The sequence below is a fragment of the Actinacidiphila yanglinensis genome (genome assembly GCF_900107965.1).
In the GTDB taxonomy this organism is placed as follows: domain Bacteria; phylum Actinomycetota; class Actinomycetes; order Streptomycetales; family Streptomycetaceae; genus Actinacidiphila; species Actinacidiphila yanglinensis.
Genome location: NZ_FNVU01000010.1, coordinates 139,284 through 160,078 on the forward strand (window position 1 = coordinate 139,284; position 20,795 = coordinate 160,078).

19 protein-coding genes and 1 pseudogene are annotated in these 20,795 nt (G+C 72.6%); 14 read left to right on the forward strand and 6 right to left on the reverse strand.

The window, feature by feature from the left end:
• Positions 1-90 precede the first annotated feature (90 nt).
• The 6 genes from C4U44_RS23200 to C4U44_RS23225 all read left to right on the forward strand — a co-directional run bounded on the left by C4U44_RS23200 (position 91) and on the right by C4U44_RS23225 (position 8,244).
• Positions 91-1,125 carry an aldo/keto reductase gene (locus C4U44_RS23200; protein ID WP_103887900.1) on the forward strand — a complete coding sequence of 345 codons (1,035 nt, stop codon included), beginning with the start codon at positions 91-93 and terminating at the stop codon, positions 1,123-1,125.
• A 262-nt stretch (positions 1,126-1,387) separates the two neighbouring features.
• Positions 1,388-2,830 (forward strand): cytochrome ubiquinol oxidase subunit I, encoded by a 1,443-nt coding sequence (locus tag C4U44_RS23205; RefSeq protein WP_235032288.1) that lies wholly within the window; start codon positions 1,388-1,390, stop codon positions 2,828-2,830.
• Entirely contained in the window at positions 2,827-3,858 is a 1,032-nt protein-coding gene (locus tag C4U44_RS23210; protein WP_103887901.1) for a cytochrome d ubiquinol oxidase subunit II, read from the forward strand. Before C4U44_RS23205 ends, C4U44_RS23210 begins: the two co-directional genes overlap by 4 nt.
• Before the next feature lie 152 nt (positions 3,859-4,010).
• Positions 4,011-4,796 carry a DeoR/GlpR family DNA-binding transcription regulator gene (locus C4U44_RS23215; protein WP_103887902.1) on the forward strand — a complete coding sequence of 262 codons (786 nt, stop codon included), beginning with the start codon at positions 4,011-4,013 and terminating at the stop codon, positions 4,794-4,796.
• Between the two features lie 252 nt (positions 4,797-5,048).
• On the forward strand, positions 5,049-7,217 hold the full coding sequence (locus tag C4U44_RS41610; RefSeq protein WP_160145087.1) for an NEW3 domain-containing protein: 2,169 nt from the start codon (positions 5,049-5,051) through the stop codon (positions 7,215-7,217).
• A gap of 292 nt (positions 7,218-7,509) precedes the next feature.
• A complete protein-coding gene (locus tag C4U44_RS23225; protein ID WP_103887903.1) occupies positions 7,510-8,244 on the forward strand; it encodes a glucose 1-dehydrogenase in 735 nt (244 codons plus the stop codon).
• 322 nt (positions 8,245-8,566) lie between these two features.
• On the opposite strand, the gene C4U44_RS23230 is transcribed toward C4U44_RS23225, so the two are convergent.
• Positions 8,567-8,950 (reverse strand): nuclear transport factor 2 family protein, encoded by a 384-nt coding sequence (locus tag C4U44_RS23230; protein WP_146088322.1) that lies wholly within the window; start codon positions 8,948-8,950, stop codon positions 8,567-8,569.
• Positions 8,951-9,148: 198 nt separating this feature from the next.
• Between C4U44_RS23230 and C4U44_RS23235 the strand changes: the two genes are divergently transcribed.
• A complete protein-coding gene (locus C4U44_RS23235) occupies positions 9,149-10,090 on the forward strand; it encodes an AraC family transcriptional regulator (protein WP_103887905.1) in 942 nt (313 codons plus the stop codon).
• Between the two features lie 108 nt (positions 10,091-10,198).
• On the opposite strand, the pseudogene C4U44_RS43775 reads toward C4U44_RS23235, so the two are convergent.
• A pseudogene (locus C4U44_RS43775) lies at positions 10,199-10,556 on the reverse strand (transposase); the annotation flags it as partial.
• A 278-nt stretch (positions 10,557-10,834) separates the two neighbouring features.
• Here C4U44_RS43775 and C4U44_RS23245 point away from each other — a divergent pair.
• Positions 10,835-11,709, forward strand: a protein-coding gene (locus C4U44_RS23245) for an IS5 family transposase (protein ID WP_407642874.1) whose coding sequence is annotated in 2 segments (ribosomal slippage) — positions 10,835-11,225 and positions 11,225-11,709 — 876 coding nt in all. Because the reading frame shifts where the segments join, the coding sequence is not laid out codon by codon here.
• 64 nt (positions 11,710-11,773) lie between these two features.
• Here C4U44_RS23245 and C4U44_RS23250 read toward each other — a convergent pair.
• Positions 11,774-12,631, reverse strand: coding sequence for an NAD(P)H-binding protein (locus tag C4U44_RS23250; RefSeq protein ID WP_103887906.1), 858 nt, complete (start codon positions 12,629-12,631; stop codon positions 11,774-11,776).
• Positions 12,632-12,711: 80 nt separating this feature from the next.
• Here C4U44_RS23250 and C4U44_RS23255 point away from each other — a divergent pair, with 80 nt between their 5' ends.
• The gene (locus C4U44_RS23255) at positions 12,712-13,293 is read left to right on the forward strand and encodes a TetR/AcrR family transcriptional regulator (RefSeq protein WP_103887907.1); all 582 of its coding nucleotides are present in this window, start codon (positions 12,712-12,714) and stop codon (positions 13,291-13,293) included.
• A 42-nt stretch (positions 13,294-13,335) separates the two neighbouring features.
• Here the strand turns inward: C4U44_RS23255 and C4U44_RS23260 are convergent, their stop codons facing one another.
• The 3 genes from C4U44_RS23260 to dhaM form a co-directional block, all read right to left on the reverse strand.
• Entirely contained in the window at positions 13,336-14,265 is a 930-nt protein-coding gene (locus C4U44_RS23260; protein ID WP_103888060.1) for an aldo/keto reductase, read from the reverse strand.
• A gap of 125 nt (positions 14,266-14,390) precedes the next feature.
• Positions 14,391-14,684 (reverse strand): HPr family phosphocarrier protein, encoded by a 294-nt coding sequence (locus tag C4U44_RS23265; protein ID WP_103887908.1) that lies wholly within the window; start codon positions 14,682-14,684, stop codon positions 14,391-14,393.
• Positions 14,668-15,060, reverse strand: a complete 393-nt coding sequence (gene dhaM / locus C4U44_RS23270) for a dihydroxyacetone kinase phosphoryl donor subunit DhaM (protein WP_103887909.1) — start codon at positions 15,058-15,060, stop codon at positions 14,668-14,670. Before dhaM ends, C4U44_RS23265 begins: the two co-directional genes overlap by 17 nt.
• 60 nt (positions 15,061-15,120) lie before the next feature.
• Here dhaM and C4U44_RS23275 point away from each other — a divergent pair, with 60 nt between their 5' ends.
• From C4U44_RS23275 to C4U44_RS23295, 5 genes are all read left to right on the forward strand, one after another.
• Positions 15,121-15,897, forward strand: a complete 777-nt coding sequence (locus C4U44_RS23275; protein WP_103887910.1) for an IclR family transcriptional regulator — start codon at positions 15,121-15,123, stop codon at positions 15,895-15,897.
• Positions 15,898-16,427: 530 nt separating this feature from the next.
• On the forward strand, positions 16,428-17,201 hold the full coding sequence (locus tag C4U44_RS23280) for an MIP/aquaporin family protein (RefSeq protein ID WP_103887911.1): 774 nt from the start codon (positions 16,428-16,430) through the stop codon (positions 17,199-17,201).
• On the forward strand, positions 17,198-18,199 hold the full coding sequence (gene dhaK / locus C4U44_RS23285) for a dihydroxyacetone kinase subunit DhaK (RefSeq protein WP_103887912.1): 1,002 nt from the start codon (positions 17,198-17,200) through the stop codon (positions 18,197-18,199). Before C4U44_RS23280 ends, dhaK begins: the two co-directional genes overlap by 4 nt.
• 64 nt (positions 18,200-18,263) lie before the next feature.
• Entirely contained in the window at positions 18,264-18,902 is a 639-nt protein-coding gene (dhaL, locus tag C4U44_RS23290; protein ID WP_103887913.1) for a dihydroxyacetone kinase subunit DhaL, read from the forward strand.
• Positions 18,899-20,701, forward strand: a complete 1,803-nt coding sequence (locus C4U44_RS23295) for a putative PEP-binding protein (protein ID WP_103887914.1) — start codon at positions 18,899-18,901, stop codon at positions 20,699-20,701. Before dhaL ends, C4U44_RS23295 begins: the two co-directional genes overlap by 4 nt.
• Positions 20,702-20,795 lie beyond the last annotated feature (94 nt).

The following is a 20,795-nucleotide window of genomic DNA, read 5'->3' on the forward strand; positions in this document are numbered from 1 at the left end:
TATTGGACGGCTCTTCCCGGTCCGGGTCAGCATGGTCACCGGTCCCGCACCCCGTCGCCGGCGGACCGCCGGCAGAACCGGAGAACCCGCATGGAGTACCGCACGCTCGGCAGCAGCGGCGCCGTCGTCTCGACGCTGGCGCTCGGCACGATGACGTTCGGCGCCGAGACCGACGAGAAGGGCGCCTTTGCCCAGCTGGACCGGTTCGTGGATGCCGGCGGCACCCTCATCGACACCGCGGACGTCTACAGCACGGGGGTCTCCGAGGAGATCGTCGGCCGCTGGCTGGCCGCCCGCTCCGCCGACGTCACCGGCCGGGTGGAGATCGCCAGCAAGGGACGCTTCCCGATGGGCGGCGGGCCCAACGACGCCGGCCTGTCCCGGCGCCACCTCGACCGCGCGCTCAACGCGTCGCTGCGCCGCCTCGGCGTCGACTGCATCGACCTCTACCAGGTGCACGCCTGGGACCCCTACACGCCGGTCGAGGAGACGCTGCGGTTCCTCGACGACGCCGTGCGCCAGGGACGCATCCACTACGTCGGCCTGTCCAACTTCACCGGCTGGCAGCTCCAGAAGGCCGTGGACATCGCCGACTTCCGCGGGCTGAGCCGCCCGGTCACCCTCCAGCCGCAGTACAGCCTGCTGGCCCGGGAGATCGAGTGGGAGATCACCCCCGCCTGCGAGTCCGAGGGACTCGGCCTGCTGCCGTGGAGCCCGCTCGGCGGCGGCTGGCTGACCGGCAAGTACCGCCGGGATGAGCTGCCGACCGGCGCCACCCGGCTCGGCGAGAACCCCGAGCGCGGCGTCGAGGCGTACCACCGGCGCAGCGCGATCGCCCGCACCTGGGATGTCGTGGACGCCGTCCGCGCCGTCGCCGAGGAGCAGGACGCCTCCATGGCGCAGGTCGCGCTCGCCTGGCTGCTCGGCCGCCCCGCGGTCACCTCGGTGATCCTCGGCGCCCGCACCCTGGAGCAGTTGGAGGACAACCTCGGCTCGGTCGACCTGAAGCTGACCGACGAGCAGGTCGAGCGGCTCGACACCGCGAGCGACCCGGGCGCCGCCGACTACCCCTACGGCGGCCCCGGCGTCGAGCAGCGCAGCCGCAAGATCCGCGGCGGACGCTGACGCGGCACCCGGCCGCCCCTCCCACGGGGCGGCCCCTGAGAACCTCGCGGCCCCGCGGCCCGGTATCCGACGCGGTGTCGCGAGCCTGACCTCGCGGCCTCACGGGAGCCTTCCCCGGGGGGCCGCGAGCCCTTTTCGGCGCCTCGGCCGACCCGTCGCAACTGCCCTCCGCCGTGCCGCGCATGGGGGCGGACGGGTGAACGTACGCCCGTTCCGGCACCGGCCTCCCGCCCGCACCGGGCGGCGCGGCGAGGATGCCGGTGTGCCCTGCCTCCGCCTCGACCCGGTCCTTCCGTCCCCCCTTGCACCGGCAGCCGCCGGCGATCCGTCGCAACTGCTGCCCGCCCGCGAGCAGATGGCCTTCACCCTCGGCTTCCACATCGTGCTGGTGCCGTTCGGTGTCGCGCTGACCACGCTCATGCTCATCGCCAACTACCGCGCGCTGCGGTACGGCGACCGGACCGCTCTGCTGCTGGCCCGCCGCTGGTCCAAGGTGGCCGCGGTGCTCTTCGCGGTCGGCGCGGTCTCCGGGACGGTCCTCAGTTTCGAGCTGGGCATCCTGTGGCCGGGCCTGATGCGCCGGTACGGGGCCGCGTTCGGGTTCCCGTTCGCCATCGAGGGCCTGTTCTTCTTCCTTGAGGCGATCTTCGTCTCCGTCTACATCTACGGCTGGGACCGGCTCCCGCCCTGGGCGCACTTCTGGTCCGGGGTGCCGGTGACGCTCTCCGGGATCGGCGGCACCTTCTCCGTCGTGGCCGCCAACGGCTGGATGAACCAGCCCGGTGGGATCACCGTGCGGGACGGCAAGGTGGTGAACGTCGACCCGGCGCGCGTCTTCTTCAACGGCGCCTTCTGGTACGAGGCGCTGCACATGCTGCTCGCGGCCTACATCGTGGCCGGCTTCGCCGTCGCCGGCGTCTATGCCGCCGGGATGCTGCGCGGGCGGCTCGACCGGTACCACCGCAGCGGTTTCCTCACCGGCTTCTGTGTCGCCGCGGTGGCCATGCCGCTGCAGATCTTCGTCGGCGACCTGATCGCAAGGCAGGTCTTCGACGAGGAGCCGCGCAAGTTCGCCGCGCTCGAACTCCTCCCGAGAACCGGCACCCACGTGCCCGAGACCCTGCTCGGGGTCATGGTGAACGGCGAGGACCGCTACGGTCTGAAGATCCCCGACGGCGCCTCCCTGCTGGCCGGCTTCCGGCCCTCCACCCGGATCGAGGGAATCGACGCGATCCCGCCCGGGCAGCGGCCCGACGACGCCACGGTCAGCGTGGTCCACCTCGCCTTCGACGTCATGGTGGGCACCGCGTTCCTGCTGCTCGGCCTGGCCCTGTGGTTCGGCTGGCTGTACTGGCGGCGGCGCGAGGTGCCCACCGGCCGGTGGTTCCTGCGCTGCGCGGCGATCAGCGGCCTGCTCGCGGTGGTCTGCCTGGAGAGCGGCTGGGTCGTCACCGAGGTGGGCCGTCAGCCGTGGACCGTGGTCGGCCTGCTGTTCACCCGCGACGCGGTCGCCACCCAGGGCAACCTGTGGCCGTTCTTCGCCGCGGCCCTGGCGATCTACGCCGCGGTGGCGGTGGGCGCCTTCCTCGTGGTGCGCGGCATGCAGCGCCGCTGGCGGGCCACGGACGACGCCGGCGGCGAGGTGCCCTACGGGCCGGTCGGGCCCCCGGACCGCGCGGGCACGCCGCGGGAGCCGAGCCGATGACCGACCTCGTCGCCGCCTTCCTGTTCATCGGCGTCATCGCCTACGCCGTCCTCGGCGGCGCCGACTTCGGCGCCGGGCTGTGGGACCTGACGGCCGGGGGCGCGGAGCGCGGCCGCGGCCCCCGGCACCTGATCGACACCAAGATCGCCCCGGTGTGGGAGGCCAACCACACCTGGCTGATCTACTGCCTGGTCTTCCTGTGGAGCGGTTTCCCCCGCGCGTTCACCGCCATCACCACCACCCTCTACATCCCGATGGGCCTGGCCGTCCTCGGGATCGTCGTGCGCGGCAGCGGCTTCGCGTTCCGCAAGGTCTCGCTGCGCACCCCCGAACAGCGGCTGTACGGCGTGGCGTTCGCCTTCTCGTCGATCCTGACGCCCTACTGCTTCGGTGCCATCGCCGGCGGCATCGCCTCCGGCCGGGTCCCCACCGCGGGCAACGGTGACGAGGTCGGCAGCTGGAACAACCCCACGTCGGTGCTCGGCGGGGTGCTCGCCGTCCTGGTCTGCGCCTACCTGGCCGCCGTCTATCTCACCGACGCGGCCCAGCGCGAGGGCGACGACGACCTGCGCGTCCACTTCCGGGACCGCGCGCTGGTGGCCGCGGCCGTGACGGGAGCGGTCACCGTCGGCGGCATCTTCGTGCTGCACGCGGACGCGGCGCGGCTCTTCCGCCGGCTCAGCCACCGCGGCCTGCCGCTGCTGATCATCGCCGGGCTGTGCGGGGTCGCCGGCGTCGCGATGCTGGTCGCCGGCGGTACCCACCGGTTGCTGCGCGCCACCGCCGCGGCCGCCGTCGCCGCGGTGGTCCTCGGCTGGGGCGTCGCGCAGTACCCGTACCTCCTCGGCACCCACCTCACCCTGGACCAGGCGGCCTCCCCCCGGTCCACCCAATGGGTGCTGGTCGGCGTCGCCTGCGTGGCCGGCGCGGTCATCCTGCCCTCGATCGTCCTGCTGCTCGGCCTGTTCGAGCGTCCGCGCATCGACCTCGACCCCGCGCCCGCCGGGCACGACGGCAAGGCCTCCTGACACGGGCGCCAGCGGAGCCCGCGCGCGTGAGCGAAGCTGATCCGTTCGTGCCGAAAACGTCACGATCGCGCGGATCAGAGCTGCGCCGGTTCCGCGGGATTGTGACGCGATACGCTCACCGTCCGGGCAGCCGGTACGGAGGGCGGAATCGGATGGGCACGCACGAGCGGTGGACGCGGCTGCTGGAGATCCTGGGTGAGAAGGGCCAGGTCGGGGTGGCCGAGGCGGCCGAACTGCTGGACGTCTCGGCGGCGACCGTGCGGCGCGACATGGAGGAACTGGCCCGCCAGCAACTGCTGACCCGTACCCGGGGCGGCGCCGTGCTCGGCGGGGTGAGCTACGAGCTGCCGCTGCGTTACAAGACCGGCCGCCAGGCCGACGAGAAGCAGCGCATCGCCCGGGCCGCGGCCGCGCTGATCCCGCCCGGTGCGGTGGTCGGCGTCAACGGCGGCACCACCACCTCCGAGGTGGCCAGGGAGCTCGCCACCCGCGCCGACCTGGCCGAGCGCGGCGGCGCCACCGCGCTGACGGTGGTGACCAACGCGATCAACATCGCCAACGAGCTGGCGGTGCGCCCGTACGTGAAGACCGTCGTCACCGGCGGGGTCGCCAGGCCGAGTTCGTACGAACTGACCGGACCGCTGGCCACGATGGTGCTCCAGGCGATCTCGCTGGACTACGCGATCCTCGGCGTCAACACGGTCGACCCGCGGTTCGGTGCGGCGACCCACGACGAGGGCGAGGCCAGCGCGAACCGCGCGATGGCCGAGCGGGCCCAGACGGTGGTGGTCGTGGCCGACTCCACCAAGCTCGGCAAGCGGTCCTTCGCGCAGGTCTGCGAGGTGGCGGAGATCTCCGTGCTGATCACGGACAAGGACGCCCCGCAGGAGCTGGTGGAGCGGTTCGTCTCCCAGGGCGTCGAGGTCACCTGCGTCTGAGGGTGGGGTGCGGTTCGCCGTTCGCCCGTGGGGTGTGAGCCGCGTGCCCAGGCTGCGCTCGGCCCGCGCTCGGCCGCGCTCGGCCCGCGTCCCGGCCGCATCCCTGCGCACCTTCGCCTGCGCGGAATTGATTCGAGCTGCTCGTTATGGGCGTGCTCTTGTCAATTTCGCGCAAGCCTGCCTAGATAGTCCTCGCATGGTTCTGGACCGGCCGCCACGCGGCGGCCCGACCGATCAGTGAGGTTGCCCCCTGTGACATCACCTCTCGCCCGGCGCGTCCGCGCCGTCGTGGCCGGCGGCGGCACGCTCGCCCTGGCGTTCACCGGACTGCTGTTCACCGCCCCCGGCGCGTCCGCCGGCGCCGCCGCGGCGGCCCCCTACCCGAACTACGCCCCGACCCCGCCCATGGGCTGGAACGACTGGTCGTACTACCAGTGCGACATGGACGAGCAGACCATCCTCGGCAACGCCCGGGCCCTGGTGAGCAGCGGGCTCGCCGCGAAGGGCTACGACACCGTCACCACCGACGACTGCTGGATGGCCACGTCCCGCGACAGCGCCGGCAACCTGGTGCCGGACCCGGTGAAGTTCCCCGACGGCATGGCCTACGTGGGCAGCCAACTGCACAAGCTGGGGCTGAGGTTCGGCATCTACGAGGACGCCGGCACGGAAACCTGCGGGGGCTACCCAGGTTCGCTCGACCACTGGCAGCAGGACGCCGACCTGTTCGCCAAGTGGAAGGTGGACTACGTCAAGCTGGACGGCTGTAACGTGCCGACCAAGCCCGGCGAGACCGACGAGCAGAGCTACCACGACACGTACTCCGCGTGGAGCCAGGCCATGCTCGACACCGGCCGCCCGATGGTCTTCTCGGTCTCCGCGCCCGCCTACTTCCAGGGCACGGACGACTGGGACAAGGTGATCGGCTGGTCCGCGCAGGTGGGCAACCTGTGGCGGGAGGGCGCCGACATCGCGCTCGGGCAGGAGAGCGGCGCGGCCAAGTGGAGCTCGCTGCTCTACAACTACAGCTACAACGTGGGCCTCGCCGACCTCCAGAGCCCCGGCCGCTGGAACGACCCCGACTTCCTGCTGGCCGGCGACTCCGGGCTGACCCGGGACGAGATGCAGAGCCAGATGTCGCTGTGGGCGATGATGGCCGCGCCGCTGATCTCCAGCACCGACCTGACCCACCTGTCCGCCGACGGGCTGGCGGTGCTCGGCAACAAGGACGTCATCGCGGTCGACCAGGACCGCACCGGGCTGCAGGGCCGGATCGTGCAGCAGGGCGACGGCTACGACGTGCTCTCCAAGCAACTCGCCGGCGGGCAGCGGGCGGTCGCGCTGTTCAACAGCTCCGACTCGGCGCAGACGATCACCACCAGTGCCGCCACGGCGGGCCTCGGCGGCGGCTCGTCCTTCACGCTCAAGGACCTGGTGACGAAGAAGACCACGGTCACCACCGGCACCATCTCCGCGGACGTGCCCCCGCACGGCACCGTGCTGTACCGGGTCGCCCGCGGCGGCACCCCGCTCCAGCAGCCGGCCACCACGGTGAGCTGGAAGGACGTCAGCACCACCGCCCGGCCGGACACGTACCGGGTGAGCCTGACGAACCACGGCGCCACCCCGATCGTCGGCGCCTCGGTCGCGCTGAGCGCCCCCTCCGGCTGGAAGGTCACGCCGTCGTCGGCGCCGCTCGGCCTGCTGGTGAAGCCGGGTGGGACCGCCTCGGCCACCGTCCAGGTGACCGAACCGGCCATGAAGCCGGGCACCACCGTCTCCACGATCACCGCGACCGCCCGGTACACCGCGGGCCTTGCCGGACCCGGCACGTCGAGCGGGCCGCTGACCATCACCTCGGTCGTGCCCTACCCGTCGCTCGCCGACGCCTACAACAACATCGGCACCACGCCGGAGAGCGACACCTCCAAGGGCGACTTCGACGGCGGCGGCAACAGCTACTCCGCGGACGCGCTCGCCGAGGTCGGTGCCACGCCGGGCGCCACGATCCAGGCGAACGGCCAGACCTTCACCTGGCCCGCGTCCGCACCCGGCACGCCGGACAACGCGACGGCCGCCGGCCAGGCGATCGACCTGTCGGGATCCGGCAGCCAACTCGCCTTCCTCGGTGCGGAGGCGGGCTTCACCTCCGGTGACGTCACGGTCACCTACACCGACGGCACCACCAGCTCGGGCACGCTCGGCTTCCCCAACTGGTGCTGCTCGACCACCGACGACTACGGGGCCAAGATCGCGCTGACCACCGACCACCGCGACACCCAGGCCGGGCCGGCCAACTTCGGCACCAGCTACCGGGTGTTCACCAACACCGTGCCGCTCGACGCGGGCAAGACGGTGCGGACGGTGACGCTGCCGAACCAGGCGGCGATCCACGTCTTCGCGATGTCCGTCACGCCGTGACCGGCGAGGAGGCGACCGGCGGTTGACGCCGCTCCGGCAAGCCGTCGCGGTGCGTGGTTGCGGGGGAGGGGCGATCCGGCGCGTAAGAGCGCGGCCGGATCGCCCCTTCCCCCGTTCGCGGGTTCGGGCTCCTCGCGAGGACCCGGGTCTCGCCGCGGATGGCGGCGGGTGGCGGGTTTCGGACGCGGTCCGGGCCGCCGCCCCGCGCTGCCCGGCCGACGATGGATGCTTCTGCGGGAGAGGGTGCAGGCGTCCGGGCAGGGCGCACAGGCGGCAGTCGGACGGAGGAACCGTGCTCAAGGGGAAGACAGCGGTCGTCACGGGCGGGTCCCGCGGAATCGGGCGCGCCATCGTGGAACGCCTGTGCCGCGACGGGGCGGACGTGGTGTTCGGTTACGCGACCCGGGAGGACGCGGCGGCCGATCTGGTCCGGGCGATGCGAGCCGAGGGCGCCGGCTGCCGAGCCCTCAAGGCGGACCTGGCACGGCCCGGCGAGGCCGAGCGGTTGATGGAGGCGGCCGAGGAGCATCTCGGCGGCCTGGACATCCTCGTCAACAACGCCGCCATGGCCTTCGAGCCGACCCCCCTCGCCGAGACCGACGAGACGACGTTCGACGCCGTGATGGGGGTCAACGCGAAGTCGGCCTTCCTGACGATCCGCCACGCGGCACGAACGATGCGCGAGGGCGGCCGGATCGTGAACATCTCCACGCTCAACACCGTCCGCCCGGTGCCCGGGATCGGCGCGTACGCGGCGAGCAAGGGTGCCATCGAGCAACTGACGGCCGTCGCCGCACGCGAACTCGGATCACGCGGGATCACCGTCAACACGGTCTCCCCCGGGGCGACGGACACCGAGCTGCTGCGCGGCACGAACTCCCCCGAGGGCCTCGACAGGGTCGTCGCGGTGACCCCTCTCGGCAGGCTCGGCCGGCCGTCCGACATCGCGGACGTCGTCGGATTCCTCGTGGGCCCCCAGGGCGGCTGGCTCACGGGCCAGAACCTCCGCGCGACCGGCGGCATCTGACCGGGCGAGCCGGACCCTGGGGGCTGTTTGGGGTTCGGATCCTTGGCAGGTCCGGTGGGCTTGGGGGCGGTGGCTGGTGGAACTCGGGTAGGGCGCGTTTTGACGTGACGGACGCCGAGTGGGTTTTGATTGAGCGGTTTTTGCCGGTAGCGGCCACCGGGCCGTTGCCGTGGCGGGTGCGGGTGCGGGACCAGTTGCAGCGACAGTGGCCGGCGTGATGTCCCGGAGCGGTACGGACCGTGGTCGACCCCGCGCCTGACAGGGCTTGGACGGTGGGATGGTGCCGCCCTCGATGACGTCGCGCCGCACGATCGCGGGGCGGTCAGTACCCGGGCTTGTTGCCGCTGATGAACAGGCGGGCGATCCTGTCTCCGCTCAGGGTGAAGTAGTAGGTCAGGATCAGCGGGTCGGGCACCTTCGTCTTGTCGTACTCGCCGTCCATGGCCGCGGAGACGATCACATCCCCGTAGTGCTCCTTCGCCTCGGTGATCCGGGCCGCGACTACCTTGACGCCGGTGATCTCCTTCTCCACCCACCGCCTGATCGACCCCGGGCCCCAAAACTCGCGCTGGATGTCGTTGACCATGCCGTCCTCGGGAAACAGTGCGACCAGGGCGTCGGCGTCATGGTCGTTCATGGCGGCGAAGAACGCCTGCACCGGCACCGGGAAAGCCTCGATGCTCACGCTCTGAGTGCTGCTGCTCACGATCTGCTCCTTTCCTCCGATGGCCACCCCCGGTCGCACGATCACCGCACGCCCAGGAGAGCCCGGCGGGCCACTCCCGCCTCCACCAGCCACTGTCGTCGCATCACGACAGACTCTCAATGCCCGGGCGTCTGATTTGCCTTGCAGATCGTCTCAGAGTGACGGGCAATGTGTGACGCACGGCGTACCGTAGGTCCTGTGGATATCGTCGGCACGGCCATCGCCGCGATGCGGGCCGGGGAGCCGCGCTCCGCGCGCGGCCGGTTCACCGGCGCCTGGGGCCTGCGCTTCGACTCCGCCGGAGGTCTCGGCGTCCACATCGTGCTGCAGGGCTCCTGCTGGCTCCTGCCCCCCGAGGGCGCCCCCGTTCAGCTCACAGCCGGGGATGTGGTCCTGGTGCCCTTCAACCAGGCCCACGGCCTGGCCAACGACCCCAACACCCCCCTGGAAGACGTCCGCCGAGGGCAGCAGGCGTACTGGCAGAGCGAGGCCGACCTCCCACCCGGAGTAGCGCCCACGGTCATCCTGGGGGCCACTTACCACCTGCGAAGCATTCGGCCGCACCCTCTTATCGCCAACCTGCCGGCATTTGTCCACATGCCGTCTCGGATCGGCACCACCCAAACGCTGCGCGATGTCGTCAACCTACTCGGCGCTGAATTGGAGTCCCAGCAGCCCGGCGTCACCGCCGCCATCCCCGCCCTGCTTGACCTGCTGCTCATCTACATCGTGCGCTGCTGGTATCAACGCGCCGACGTGACCGACGGCTGGGCTCAGGCCCTGCGCGACCCCGGCATCTCCGCAGCCCTGGCAGCGATCGAGCAGCACCCCGAACATCCCTGGACCGTAGGGACATTGGCCCGCGAGGCCGGATCCTCCCGTGCCGTGTTCGCCCGCCGCTTCCACGACCTCATAGGGCAGCCACCCGTGGCCTACCTCACCTGGTGGCGGATGACCGCCGCCTCCCACCTCCTGCGCGAGACCAACCAGCCCCTCCAGGTGATCGCCGCCAAGTCCGGCTACCAGAACGAGTACGCGTTCAGCCGCGCTTTCAAGCGCGAATTCGACACCGCCCCCGGCTCCTACCGCCGCACCTACTGCATCCCCTCGGAAGCCTCGGCCATGGACGGGAGCAGGTAGGCCCAGTCCGCAAAGAGCGGCGCCGATCATCCGCCGCCGCCGGACTCTGAGCGACCGTGGGCCAGGACTTCGACACGTACCGGCGCCTCCTGTGGCGGCGGGCATCAATCCGTGGGCGGAATCCGCGGTGACCCAGGCGATGGGCAGCGGTGCGGCGGGGGCACGTAGGACCACGTGCCGGGCCGGCCGGCCCTTGGTCGCGAACTCGCGCTCGTCGGGGACTTTGGCCGCGTGGCAGTGGGGCCGGTCGTCCGTCCAGGACTTGGGCAGGTAAAGCTCGCGGTCGGCCAGGGCACGGCCGCGAGTGGTGGAGTTCCGGCTGCCACTTCGTACCGACGAGCAGGTGCTGCAGACCGTCAGGGGTGGAGTGGCCGGCTTGCTCGGCCCGTTGCCGGCTGTTCATTCGGGCCACTGGGGCGAGCAACCCGCACACGTAGTCACGCATGCGGTGGCGTAGTTCCACACGGCTGAAGTGGTGGCCGACGCTCAGGAAGAGATCAATCCAGTTCGAGATCCCACCGCACGGCGGCGTACTCGGTGATCACCCGGGCATGCTGCCCCAGCCGCTGTCACTACCTGCGGCGTTGTCGCACGTTCGAGGGGCGGTCCCCGTGAGACCGCCCCGCACCGCTCAACGTCCCGCTACGCTGCCGCACCCGGCGAAAGCCCAGGTCTGACACCGAAATCCCGCTGGAGTACTAGGGTCTGTTGTGAAAGTGGATCTTGAGTTGCGATCATTATGGTGTGGCGCGAGGGGATCTGACGGACCGGCAGTGGGTTCGGTTGGAGCCGTTGCTACCGGTGGGAAAGAAGGCAGGCAGGCCGCGGACGTGGACATGTCGGCAGCTGATCGACGGGATACGGTGGCGGACCCGTGCGGGTACCCCGTGGCGGGACGTCCCCGAGCGATACGGCCCGTGGGACCGGGTCTACGACCTGTTCCGCCGGTGGCAGCGCGACGGCACTTGGAAGCGGATCCTGGAGCAACTGCAGGTCCAAGCCGACGCGCAGGGTCTGATCACCTGGGACGCGAGTGTGGACTCGACCGTCTGCTGTGCCCACCAGCACGCCGCCGGCGCGCGTAAAAAAGGGATCTGCAGCGCGAGCCGCCCGGCGGGATCGACACCGAGCCGGACGACCACGGCCTCGGACGCTCCCGGGGCGGCCTGACCACGAAGATCCACCTCGCGACCGAGCAGGGGCAGAAGCCACTGTCGAAACTGATCACAGCCGGGCACCGGCATGACAGCCCGCAGTTCCAGCCGGTCCTGGAGCGTATCCGCGCCTCGCGTGTCGGGCTGGGGCGGCCACGGACGAGACCTGACAGGATCCGTGCGGACAAAGCGTACGGCTCTCGCGCGAACCGCTCCTACCTGCGCAGACGCAGGATCGCATGCACCATCCCGGAGAAGGCCGACCAGGCACGCAATCGCAGGAAGCTCGGCTCCCGAGGCGGACGGCCGCCGGCCTTCGACAGGGAGGACTACAAGGCGCGCCATGCTGTGGAGTGCGGGATCAACCGGCTGAAACGCCACCGCGCGGTGGCCACGAGATACGACAAGTTGGCCGTGCGCTATGAGGCGACAGTGCTGGTCGCGGCTATCAACGAGTGGCTTTGACCGGCGCTTTTACAACAGACCCGAAGGCCTGTTGTGAAGGTGGAGGTGGACTCGGCGTCAGTGATCAGCCGGCTGGGAACATCGCTACGCGCCCCTGCACGGCTTCGGTGCCTGGAAGCGCCGGGTGGCCGATCAGATTGGTGACTGTCGTGGTCGGCGTACTCGCCCACGGGCCGCGGAAGTCTGCATAGAGGGCGGTGAGCTGGCGGGCGGCCGCCTCGGGCAGGTTGAAGGTCTGCGTCAGGTAGGCGACGTATTCGTCGTCGGGGAGGGCACGGAAGGGGACCTCGGCCAGCTTCGCCACGTCGTCCCATCCGATCGCGTCCGGGCCGGTCATCTCGAGAATCTCACCTTCATGCCCGGCCTGCGTGAGGACAGCCGCCGCAGCTTCGGCGAGGTCGGTGACGGCCGCGGGAGTGACCCTTGCGTTCTTCGCCGGCGCGACCAGCTCTCCCGCCTTGCGGCCCCATACGACATCACGAGCCAGCGCATCGCCGAGACCGACACCCAAGCGGAGGATGGTCCAGCTCGGGCTGGCGCTCTTCGCCGCGGCCTCCAGCCGGCGATAGTCCTGAACAGCGGGCATCGTCGCGTTCTCCAGATCCGGCCAGCTTGTCAGAACGATCCTCCCTACGCCCGCGTCGGCTGCCGCGCCGATGGCCGCCCTCACCCGCGGAAGGCGCCGAGCCGGGTCCGGGCCGAAGAACGTGGCGTTGACGAGGACCGTGTCGACGCCGGAGAGCGAGATCCGCAGGGACTCGGGGTCGTCGAAGTCGCCGGGCCGGTAGTCGACGCCGGCGGACTGCCGACCCTTGGTCACGTCGCGCACCGTGGCCACGACCGGCTGGTCGGTGAGGTTCCTCAAGTGGGCGATGACGGCCGAGCCGAACTCGCCGTTGCCACCGGTGACGGCAATGGCCATCCGCTGCTCCTAGACTATAAACGGGGTCACTGCCCCGGTAAATATACGGGGCGCACGACCCGCTTTGCAAGGAGAGACAGATGGGAACGCGGGCACCCCGCGCGGACGCGCTCCGCAACCGTGCACGAATCCTCACCGCGGCCCGCGAAGCGTTCGCGCGCGACGGGGTGGACATACCGCTCGACACCATCGCGGAGCGGGCCGGCGTGGGTGCGGGGACCGTGCATCGCCACTTCCCAACGAAGGAAGCCCTCGTCACCGCGGTCATCGCCGATCGGCTCGACCACCTGGCCGACCGGGCAGCCAAGTTCGGCGACAACCCCGCCGAGGACTTCTTTACCTTCCTCGCCGAACTCACCGACTCCGCCCGCGACAACCTGGCCCTCGCCTCAGCGCTGAACGGCACCCTCGGAACCGAGGGCGAAGCATCCACTGCCCGACTGGCAGAAGCGCTCCAGTCCCTGCTCAGTACGGCGCAGCGTTCCGGCGATGTGCGCCGTGACGTCACAGCCCTGGAGGTACACGCCATCCTCGCCGGCGTTCTGGCCACCGAGAGCCGCCTCCCGCCGACTCGCCGGGGCCTTGGACTCGAGATCGCGATCGCCGGACTGCGCCCGACAAGCGCGCAGCCGAGAGGAGACAGCGACGCCAAGAGAGGTTGAGTGCGTGGCCTCGCAAGTCAAGATCCACTTTCGCAACAGACTCTAGTTCCAGGGCAGTTCGGAGCGATGGTGCCAGTAGGCGGGCGGGGATTCGGCCAGCTCCGTCAGGGTGGCGAGCTGGTCGGCGGTGAGGGTGAGGGCGGTGGCGCGGAGGTTGGAGGTGAGCTGGTCGGTGGTGGCCGCGCCGGACAGCACCACGTCGGCCCAGGGCTGGTGCAGCGCCGCGGCCAGGGCGAGGGTGTCGCGGGCGGCGCCGGTGGCCTCGGTGAGCGGGCCGAGCACGGGGTCGAGACGGGGATCGGGCACGGCGAGCCGCCCGTTGGCGAGAGCTTCCTTGACCATGACCCGGCAGCCGGCCGCGTGCGCCTCGGCCAGTGCCGCTCCCGCGGAGGGTTCGAGCGGGTTCCAAGTGGCCTGCACGCTGCGGTAGAGGGGCACGCCGTCCACGGTGACCGCCAACGCCGAGCGGATCGCCTCGGCCTGGTCCGGACCGCTGGTGCTCAGCCCCACCAGGACGCCCTGCGCGCCGAGTTCGACCAGCGCGCGGTGCAGGGCAGGGTCGGTGAGGGCCGGGCTGCCCGGGGTGACCGAGTGCACCTGGTAGACGTCGAGCCGGTCGCCCAGCAGCGCGCGGGTCTCGGCGACCTGCCGCTCGTAGGTGCCCAGGCCGTGGTCCTTGACCTCGTGGGTCTCCGCGTCGACTCGCCAGCCCGCGGTATAGGTGTAGCCCCACTTGCTGGACACCACCAGGCCGGGCCGCTCCCGCTGGTCGAGCCACTGCGCCAGGAACTCCTCGGAGCGTCCGTACGAGCGGGCCGCGTCGAAGTGGCGCACCCCGTCCGCATAGGCGAGGTCGAGCAGTTCGTGGGTACGGCGGCGCATCGCGTCCACGCCGCGGCCCGGCGGCAGGTCCTGGTCCCGGCCGAGGTCGATGTAGCCGGGGCGGCCGACGGCGGCCAGGCCGAACCCCATCCGGGAGGTGGCGGCGGGCGCCGGGGTGCCGTCGGGGGAGTGGGGCGGTGTGGCCACGGGGGCGGCTCCTGCGGTGGTGCGGGGACGTTCGGACAGCGGGCCGGCCGGGGCCGGACCCGCGCCAGTCACTCCGCCGTCGCCAGGATCTCCGCGAGCGCGGCGGCGGCTTCGGTCGCGTCCGGTCCCTGAGCCCGCACGGTCACCGTACGCCCGGCGGTCGCCCCCAGGGCCATCACCGCGAGCACGCCGCGGGGGTTCGCGCTGCGTTCCCCGTACTGGAGCAGCAGGGTGCTGTCGAAGCGCGCCGCGGCCTGGGCGATCCGGCCGGCGGGCCGGGCGTGCAGGTGGGCGGGCAGCACCACGGGGATCTCGACGATCTCCCCGGCGGTGCCGACGGGTGTCTCAGAACTTGCTGACATGGCGGGCCTCCGTGGCGGCGGTGAGGACGGCGGTGAGGTCGGCGCCGGACGCGGCGGTGACCGCCGCCGCGACGGCGCCCTCGACGAAGGGGGCGTCCGCGATCACCACGTCGGCGCGCGGACGCTCGTCCAGGACGGCGCGGGCGGTGAGCACGGAGCTGCCGAGATCCGGTAGCACCAGCACGCCCGCTCCGCGGTCGGCCGCCTCGACCGCGGCGGCGACCCGGTCGTAACTGGTGCCGATCCGACCGTCGTCGGTGCCGCCGGCGGTGGCCACCGGCACGGTGTCGGAGCCGATCTGGCCGAGCAGCCGGCCCAGCCCCGCGGCCAGGTCGGCGCTGTGGGAGACGAGTACGATGCCGACAAGTTGCGTCATGAACAGCGATGCTAGATCTCGGAACAGCATTCAGCAATACCGAACGCGGAGGAATTTCCCATGGTGCAAGCAGTGCAGCGCGCCGTACAGATCCTCCGGGAGCTCGCCGTCACCGGCCCCCGCCTGGGGGTGACGGAGCTGGCCGAGCGCCTGGGCGTGGCCAAGCCGACCGTGCACGCGCTGCTGCGCACCCTGGAGGCCGAGGGGCTGGTGGTGCAGGACCGGGACAGCTCCAAGTACCAGCTCGGGCCGTATCTGGTGCACCTGGGCAACTCCTACCTGGACACGCAGGAGTTGCGCTCCCGCTCGCTCACCTGGGCGGACCTGCTGGCCCGGCGGGCCGGCGAGGCGGTGTGGGTGGCGGTGCCGACCGACGGGCGGATGCTCGTGGTGCACCACGCCTTCCGGCCCGAGGGCGCGGTGCAGATCCTGGAGGTCGGCGCGTCGGTGCCGTGGAACACCTGCGCGCTCGGCAAGGCGGTGGCGGCGTTCGCGCCCGCCGAGGAGCGCGAGCGGCTGCTGGCGGGGGAGCTGACCGTGCTCACCGGCGCCAGCGTCACCCGGCCCGACCGGCTGGCCGCGGAGTTGGAGCGGGTCCGGGCGCAGGGGTACGCGCTGGAGGATCAGGAGTCGGCGATCGGCGACGCGGGGATCGCGGCCCCGGTCTTCGACCGTTCCGGCGCGGTGGTCGGCGCGATCGGCGTGGTCGGCCCGGTCGAGCGGCTGCTCGCCGAACCCGCCCGCCAGGAACTGGCGGTGGCGGTGCGGGAGACCGCGCGGAACCTCTCCCGCGACCTCGGCGCGCCCCGTGCGGCGGCGACCGGCGCGGTCGGCTGAGGACACCGCCGCCGACGCCGGCTGCTGCCGGCTGCTTTCGATTGGGCCCGGGGGGCGCCTGTCCGCCCGACCCGCCCCCTCGATCCCGCTCCGCGCCCGCGTACGCGCCGGAGCGAGGCTCGCATGAACGGCAGGCCCGACCCGCGGCGCGCCCCCGGGTGCGCTGCCGTGCCCTGTGCGCCCCACATCGCCCTTGACCTCCAACGTGCCTGGCACCAGGGCGTGTTGGGCTGACGCACTTGGTGCCGCCCCCCTTGACAGCGGCGAAACACGGACTTAACTTCCCCATACGTTCATCATTAATGAACGTCATTCGGGAATATTGCCATCTCACCGGATGTCGGCCGCCAGGCGAGGACCCCTGCCCTGACCTGCCTGGCGGCCCCTGGTGCCGCTCACCCCACCAGCCGCTCACCCACCCGGCCGGCTCACCCCCACAGGCCGCTGACCCACCAGCCGCTCGCCCACTGCCCGCACGTACGCGGAGGAGGTGAGAGCCCGCGCCGCCGCTCGGCGTCCGGGCGCTCAGGATGGAAGAGAACACGTACCCGCAGAAACTGCTCGCCGAGCTGCTGGGCACCGCGATGCTGGTGTTCGTCGGCGTCGGCTCGGTGCCCGCCACGACCCTGCTCGACGGGAACGCCCCCTTCACCATGGCCGAACTCGGCATGATCTCCTTCGCGTTCGCCCTGGTCGTGGTCGCGATGGTGTACGCCGTCGGCCACATATCGGGCTGCCACATCAACCCGGCGGTCACCCTCGCACTGGCCGCCACCCGCAGGTTCCCCTGGCGGGACGTCCCCGGTTACCTCGGCGCGCAGGTGGCCGGGGCCGTGCTGGGTGCCCTCGCCATCGTCGGCGTCCTCGGCCGCAGGGCCGTCGGCGCCGGACTCGGCATCGCCTCCTACGCGTCGCCGACCGGCGCCGGCCAGGCGTTCTTCGCGGAGGCGGTCGGCACCTTCATCCTGGTGTTCGTGGTCTTCGGCGCCGTCGACCGCCGCGCGTCCGGCGGCTTCGCCGGACTCGCCATCGGCCTCGCGGTGTTCGCGGTGATCATCCCGGTCGGTCCCGCCACCGGCGCCGCCATCAACCCGGCCCGCGCCGTCGGCCCGATGGTGGTCGGCGCGCTGTACGACGGCACCGTGCACTGGGGGCAGCTGCCCGTCTACGTGGTCGCCGAAGTGGCCGGCGGCGTCCTGGCCGGCTGCTGCTACGTCGCCCTCAACGCCCGCCGCACGCACGCCGTCCCGGCCGCGTCCACCGTTCCGGCCGCGCCCGCCGCCCCCGAGGGAGCCCTGTCGTGAAGAAGCTCATCAACGCCCCCGAGACCGTCCTGGACGACGCCCTCGCCGGGATCGCCGCCGCCCACCCCGGCCTGCTCTCCGTCGACCCCGTCGACCGGGTGATCACCCGAGCCGGCGGGTCGCGGCCGGGCAAAGTGGTGCTGGTGTCCGGCGGCGGATCGGGCCACGAGCCCCTGCACGGCGGCTTCGTGGGCACCGGCATGCTGGACGCGGCCTGCCCGGGCGAGGTGTTCACCTCGCCGGTGCCCGGCCAGATGCTCGCCGCGGCGAAGGCCGTCGACGGCGGCGCGGGCACGCTGTTCGTGGTGAAGAACTACACCGGCGACGTGCTCAACTTCGAGATGGCCGCCGAACTCGCCGCGGAGGAGGGACTGTCGGTGGAGACCGTCCTCGTGGACGACGACGTGGCCGTGCAGGACTCCACCTGGACCGCCGGCCGGCGCGGCACCGGCGGCACCGTGTTCGTCGAGAAGATCGCCGGCGCGCTCGCCGAACGCGGCGCGCCGCTGGCCGAGGTGGCCGGCACCGCCCGCCGGGTCAACGCGGCCACCCGCTCCTTCGCCGTCGCCCTCACCGCCTGCACCGCCCCGGCGGCCGGCAAGCCCGGCTTCGACCTGCCCGACGACGAGATCGAGGTCGGCGTCGGCATCCACGGCGAGCCCGGCCGCCGCCGCGAGAAGCTGCGTCCCGCCCGGGAGATCGTCGCGGACATGATGGCCGCGCTCCTCACCGACCAGCCGCTCACCGCGGGCGACCAGGCCCTGGTCATGGTCAACGGCCTCGGCGGCACCCCGCTCATCGAGCTGTACGTCGTCTACCGCGAGGTCGCCGCCGTGCTGGAGTCACGCGGCGTGCACATCGCGGCGAACCTGGTCGGCGACTACGTCACGAGCCTCGACATGGCCGGCGTCTCGATCACCGTCTGCAAGGCCGCGCCCGACCTGCTCGACCTGTGGCACGCCCCCGTGCACACGGCCGCGCTGCGCTGGGGCATGTGACGGCCAGGGCCTCCATCGCGATCCCCGAGAACCCCGCACGTACGCTCTGAAGAACGGAGACCCCGTGGACATCGCCCTCGCCCGCACCTGGGTGCAGGCCATCGCCGCGGCCATGGACAAGCACAAGGACCTGCTCACCCAACTCGACTCTGCCATCGGCGATGCCGACCACGGTGCCAACATGCACCGCGGGTTCTCGGCGGTCGCCGCCGAACTGCCCCGGTTCGAGGCGAAGACCGCGGGCGGGATACTCGCCCGCACCGGCGCGCTGCTGATCTCCGTGGTCGGAGGAGCGTCGGGGCCGCTGTACGGCACGGCCTTCCGCTCCCTCGGCAAGGCCCTCGACGCGCCCCGGGCCGACCCGGCGACCTTCGCCGAAGCGCTGGCCGAGGGCCTGGACGGCGTACGCCGGCTGGGCGCCGCCGCCGAGGGCGACAAGACCATGATCGACGCCTACGCGCCCGCGCTCGCCGCGTTCCGCACCTCCGCCGCGTCCGGCGGCGACCTCGCCGAGGCGTCGGCCGCCGCGGCCGACGCGGCCGAGCAGGGGATGCGGGCGACGGTCCCCATGCAGGCCAGGAAGGGCCGCGCGTCCTACCTCGGGGCGCGCAGCGTCGGCCACCAGGACCCCGGCGCCACCTCCACCGCGCTGATCTTCCGCGCGCTCGCCGACACCGCCGCCGCGGCCCGGGAGGCGGCATGACCGGGACCCGGCTGCGGTACCCCGGCCGCCCCGCCTCCCAGGGCACCGCCCTCGGCGATCTCTACCGCGTCGACCGCCCGTTGACCGGCCCCGGGCCGGTCCCGCCCGCGCGAACCGCAGCTCCGCACGGCGGCCTTCGCACCCTCACCCTCCCCGGCGCGCGAACGGACCCGGACCCCGGTCCCACCGGAGACCCCGGGCCCGACCCGGAGGCCGAGAACGGGGCCGCCGGCCCCGCGGCCCGGATCGCCGCCGCCTTCGACGGTGTCGCGGACCGGCTGGACGCGGTGGGAGCCACCCTGCGCGCCCAGGGCCGTACCGAGGAGGCGGAGATCATGGAGGTCGCCGGCCTCATCGCCCGCGACCCCGATCTGCGCCAGCAGGCCCGGCAGTTGGCCGCGGGCGGCGCCCCGGCGCCCGACGCGGTGCGGCGGGCCGTCGACGACCAGGCCGCGGCCATCGCCGCGCTCGGCGACCCGGTGCTCGCCGAACGGGCCGCCGACGTACGCCAGGTGGGCCGCCGTGTGCTGGCGGTGCTGCTCGGCGGCGGTGAACCCGAGCCCGGGCGGCCGGTGGTGCTCGCCGCGCACGAGATCGGCGCCGCCGACCTGCTGGAGCCGGGCCGGACCGTGACGGCCGCGCTGTCGGTGACCGGCGGGCCCAACTCCCACGCGGCCATCGTGGCCCGCTCGTTGGGCATCCCGCTGCTGCTCGGGGTCGACCCCGGGCTGCTGGACCTGCCCGACGGTGTGGAGACGCTGGTCGACGGCGCCGTCACCGTCGTCCGCCCGGCCCCGGCCGAACGCGCCGCCGCCCTGACCGCGATCGCGGCCGCCCGCGCCCGGCGGGAGCGGCTCGCCGCGGAACGCCACCTGCCCGCGCGGACCGCCGACGGGCACCGCGTCACCCTGCGGGCCAACGTGGCGACGCCCGGCGAGGTGCGCTCCGCGCTCCAGGCCGGCGCGGACGGCGTGGGCCTGCTGCGCACCGAACTCCCGTTCCTCGACGCGCCGCAGTGGCCCACCCGGGCGCAGCACGCCGCCGCGCTGAGGCCGGTACTGGCCGCGCTGGCCGGGCAGCATGTCACCGTCAGGACGCTGGACTTCGCCGACGACAAGCTGCCGCCGTTCCTGGCCGGGGACCGTCCACCCGGCGCCCGGCTCGGCCGGGGGCTGCCGCTGATGCTGGCCCGCCCCGACGCCTTCGCCGAGCAGTTCGCGGCGCTCCTGGCGGCAGGAGCGGGCGACGGCCTGCGGATCATGATCCCGATGGTCGCCGACGTCGGCGAAGTGCGGGCCTGCCGCGCCCTGCTGGAGCAGGCCGCCGCCGAACTCGGCGTTCCCGCGCCTCCGTTGGGGATCATGATCGAGCTGCCCGAGGCCGTCGGGCGGATCGGCGCGCTCGCCCGCGAGGCCGCGTTCCTGTCCCTGGGCACCAACGACCTCACCAGCCGGGTCCTCGGCCTGGACCGGCGCGATCCGGCCGCCGGACCCGCGCGCACCGCCCACCCCGCCGTGCTGCGGGCCGTCGCCGGAGTCGTCGCGGCCGCCCGCAGCCACCATCTGCCGCTCTCCGTCTGCGGTGACGCCGCCGCCCACCCCCTGGTGCTGCCGCTGCTACTGGGTCTCGGCTGCGACACGCTCTCGGTGGCCCCGGCCGCGCTGGACGAGGTGCGCGCCGCCGTCCGCCGCCTCGACCACGCGGCATGCCGGGCCGTCGCCGCGGACGCGCTGGTGCTGGAGACCGAGGAAGAGGTCCACCACCTGGTCGGGCGCCGCCTTCCCGCGCCGCCTTCCTGAGGGGGCCCTCCCGAACGGGGACGAAAAAACGGGCGGGCCCGCCGGAATTCCGGCGGGCCCGCCCGTGCCGCACACCGGGGAGGCGGTGGAGCAG

Bases quoted from the DNA above. Each gene is read 5' to 3' on its own strand.
- C4U44_RS23210 (WP_103887901.1), top strand. From the start codon at position 2,827: ATGACCGACCTCGTCGCCGCCTTCCTGTTCATCGGCGTCATCGCCTAC.
- C4U44_RS23200 (WP_103887900.1), top strand. From the start codon at position 91: ATGGAGTACCGCACGCTCGGCAGCAGCGGCGCCGTCGTCTCGACGCTG.
- C4U44_RS23255 (WP_103887907.1), top strand. From the start codon at position 12,712: ATGGGAACGCGGGCACCCCGCGCGGACGCGCTCCGCAACCGTGCACGA.
- C4U44_RS23215 (WP_103887902.1), top strand. From the start codon at position 4,011: ATGGGCACGCACGAGCGGTGGACGCGGCTGCTGGAGATCCTGGGTGAG.
- dhaM (WP_103887909.1), bottom strand. From the start codon at position 15,060: ATGACGCAACTTGTCGGCATCGTACTCGTCTCCCACAGCGCCGACCTG.
- C4U44_RS23295 (WP_103887914.1), top strand. From the start codon at position 18,899: ATGACCGGGACCCGGCTGCGGTACCCCGGCCGCCCCGCCTCCCAGGGC.
- C4U44_RS23280 (WP_103887911.1), top strand. From the start codon at position 16,428: ATGGAAGAGAACACGTACCCGCAGAAACTGCTCGCCGAGCTGCTGGGC.
- C4U44_RS23275 (WP_103887910.1), top strand. From the start codon at position 15,121: ATGGTGCAAGCAGTGCAGCGCGCCGTACAGATCCTCCGGGAGCTCGCC.
- C4U44_RS23260 (WP_103888060.1), bottom strand. From the start codon at position 14,265: ATGGGGTTCGGCCTGGCCGCCGTCGGCCGCCCCGGCTACATCGACCTC.
- C4U44_RS23250 (WP_103887906.1), bottom strand. From the start codon at position 12,631: ATGGCCATTGCCGTCACCGGTGGCAACGGCGAGTTCGGCTCGGCCGTC.
- C4U44_RS23265 (WP_103887908.1), bottom strand. From the start codon at position 14,684: ATGTCAGCAAGTTCTGAGACACCCGTCGGCACCGCCGGGGAGATCGTC.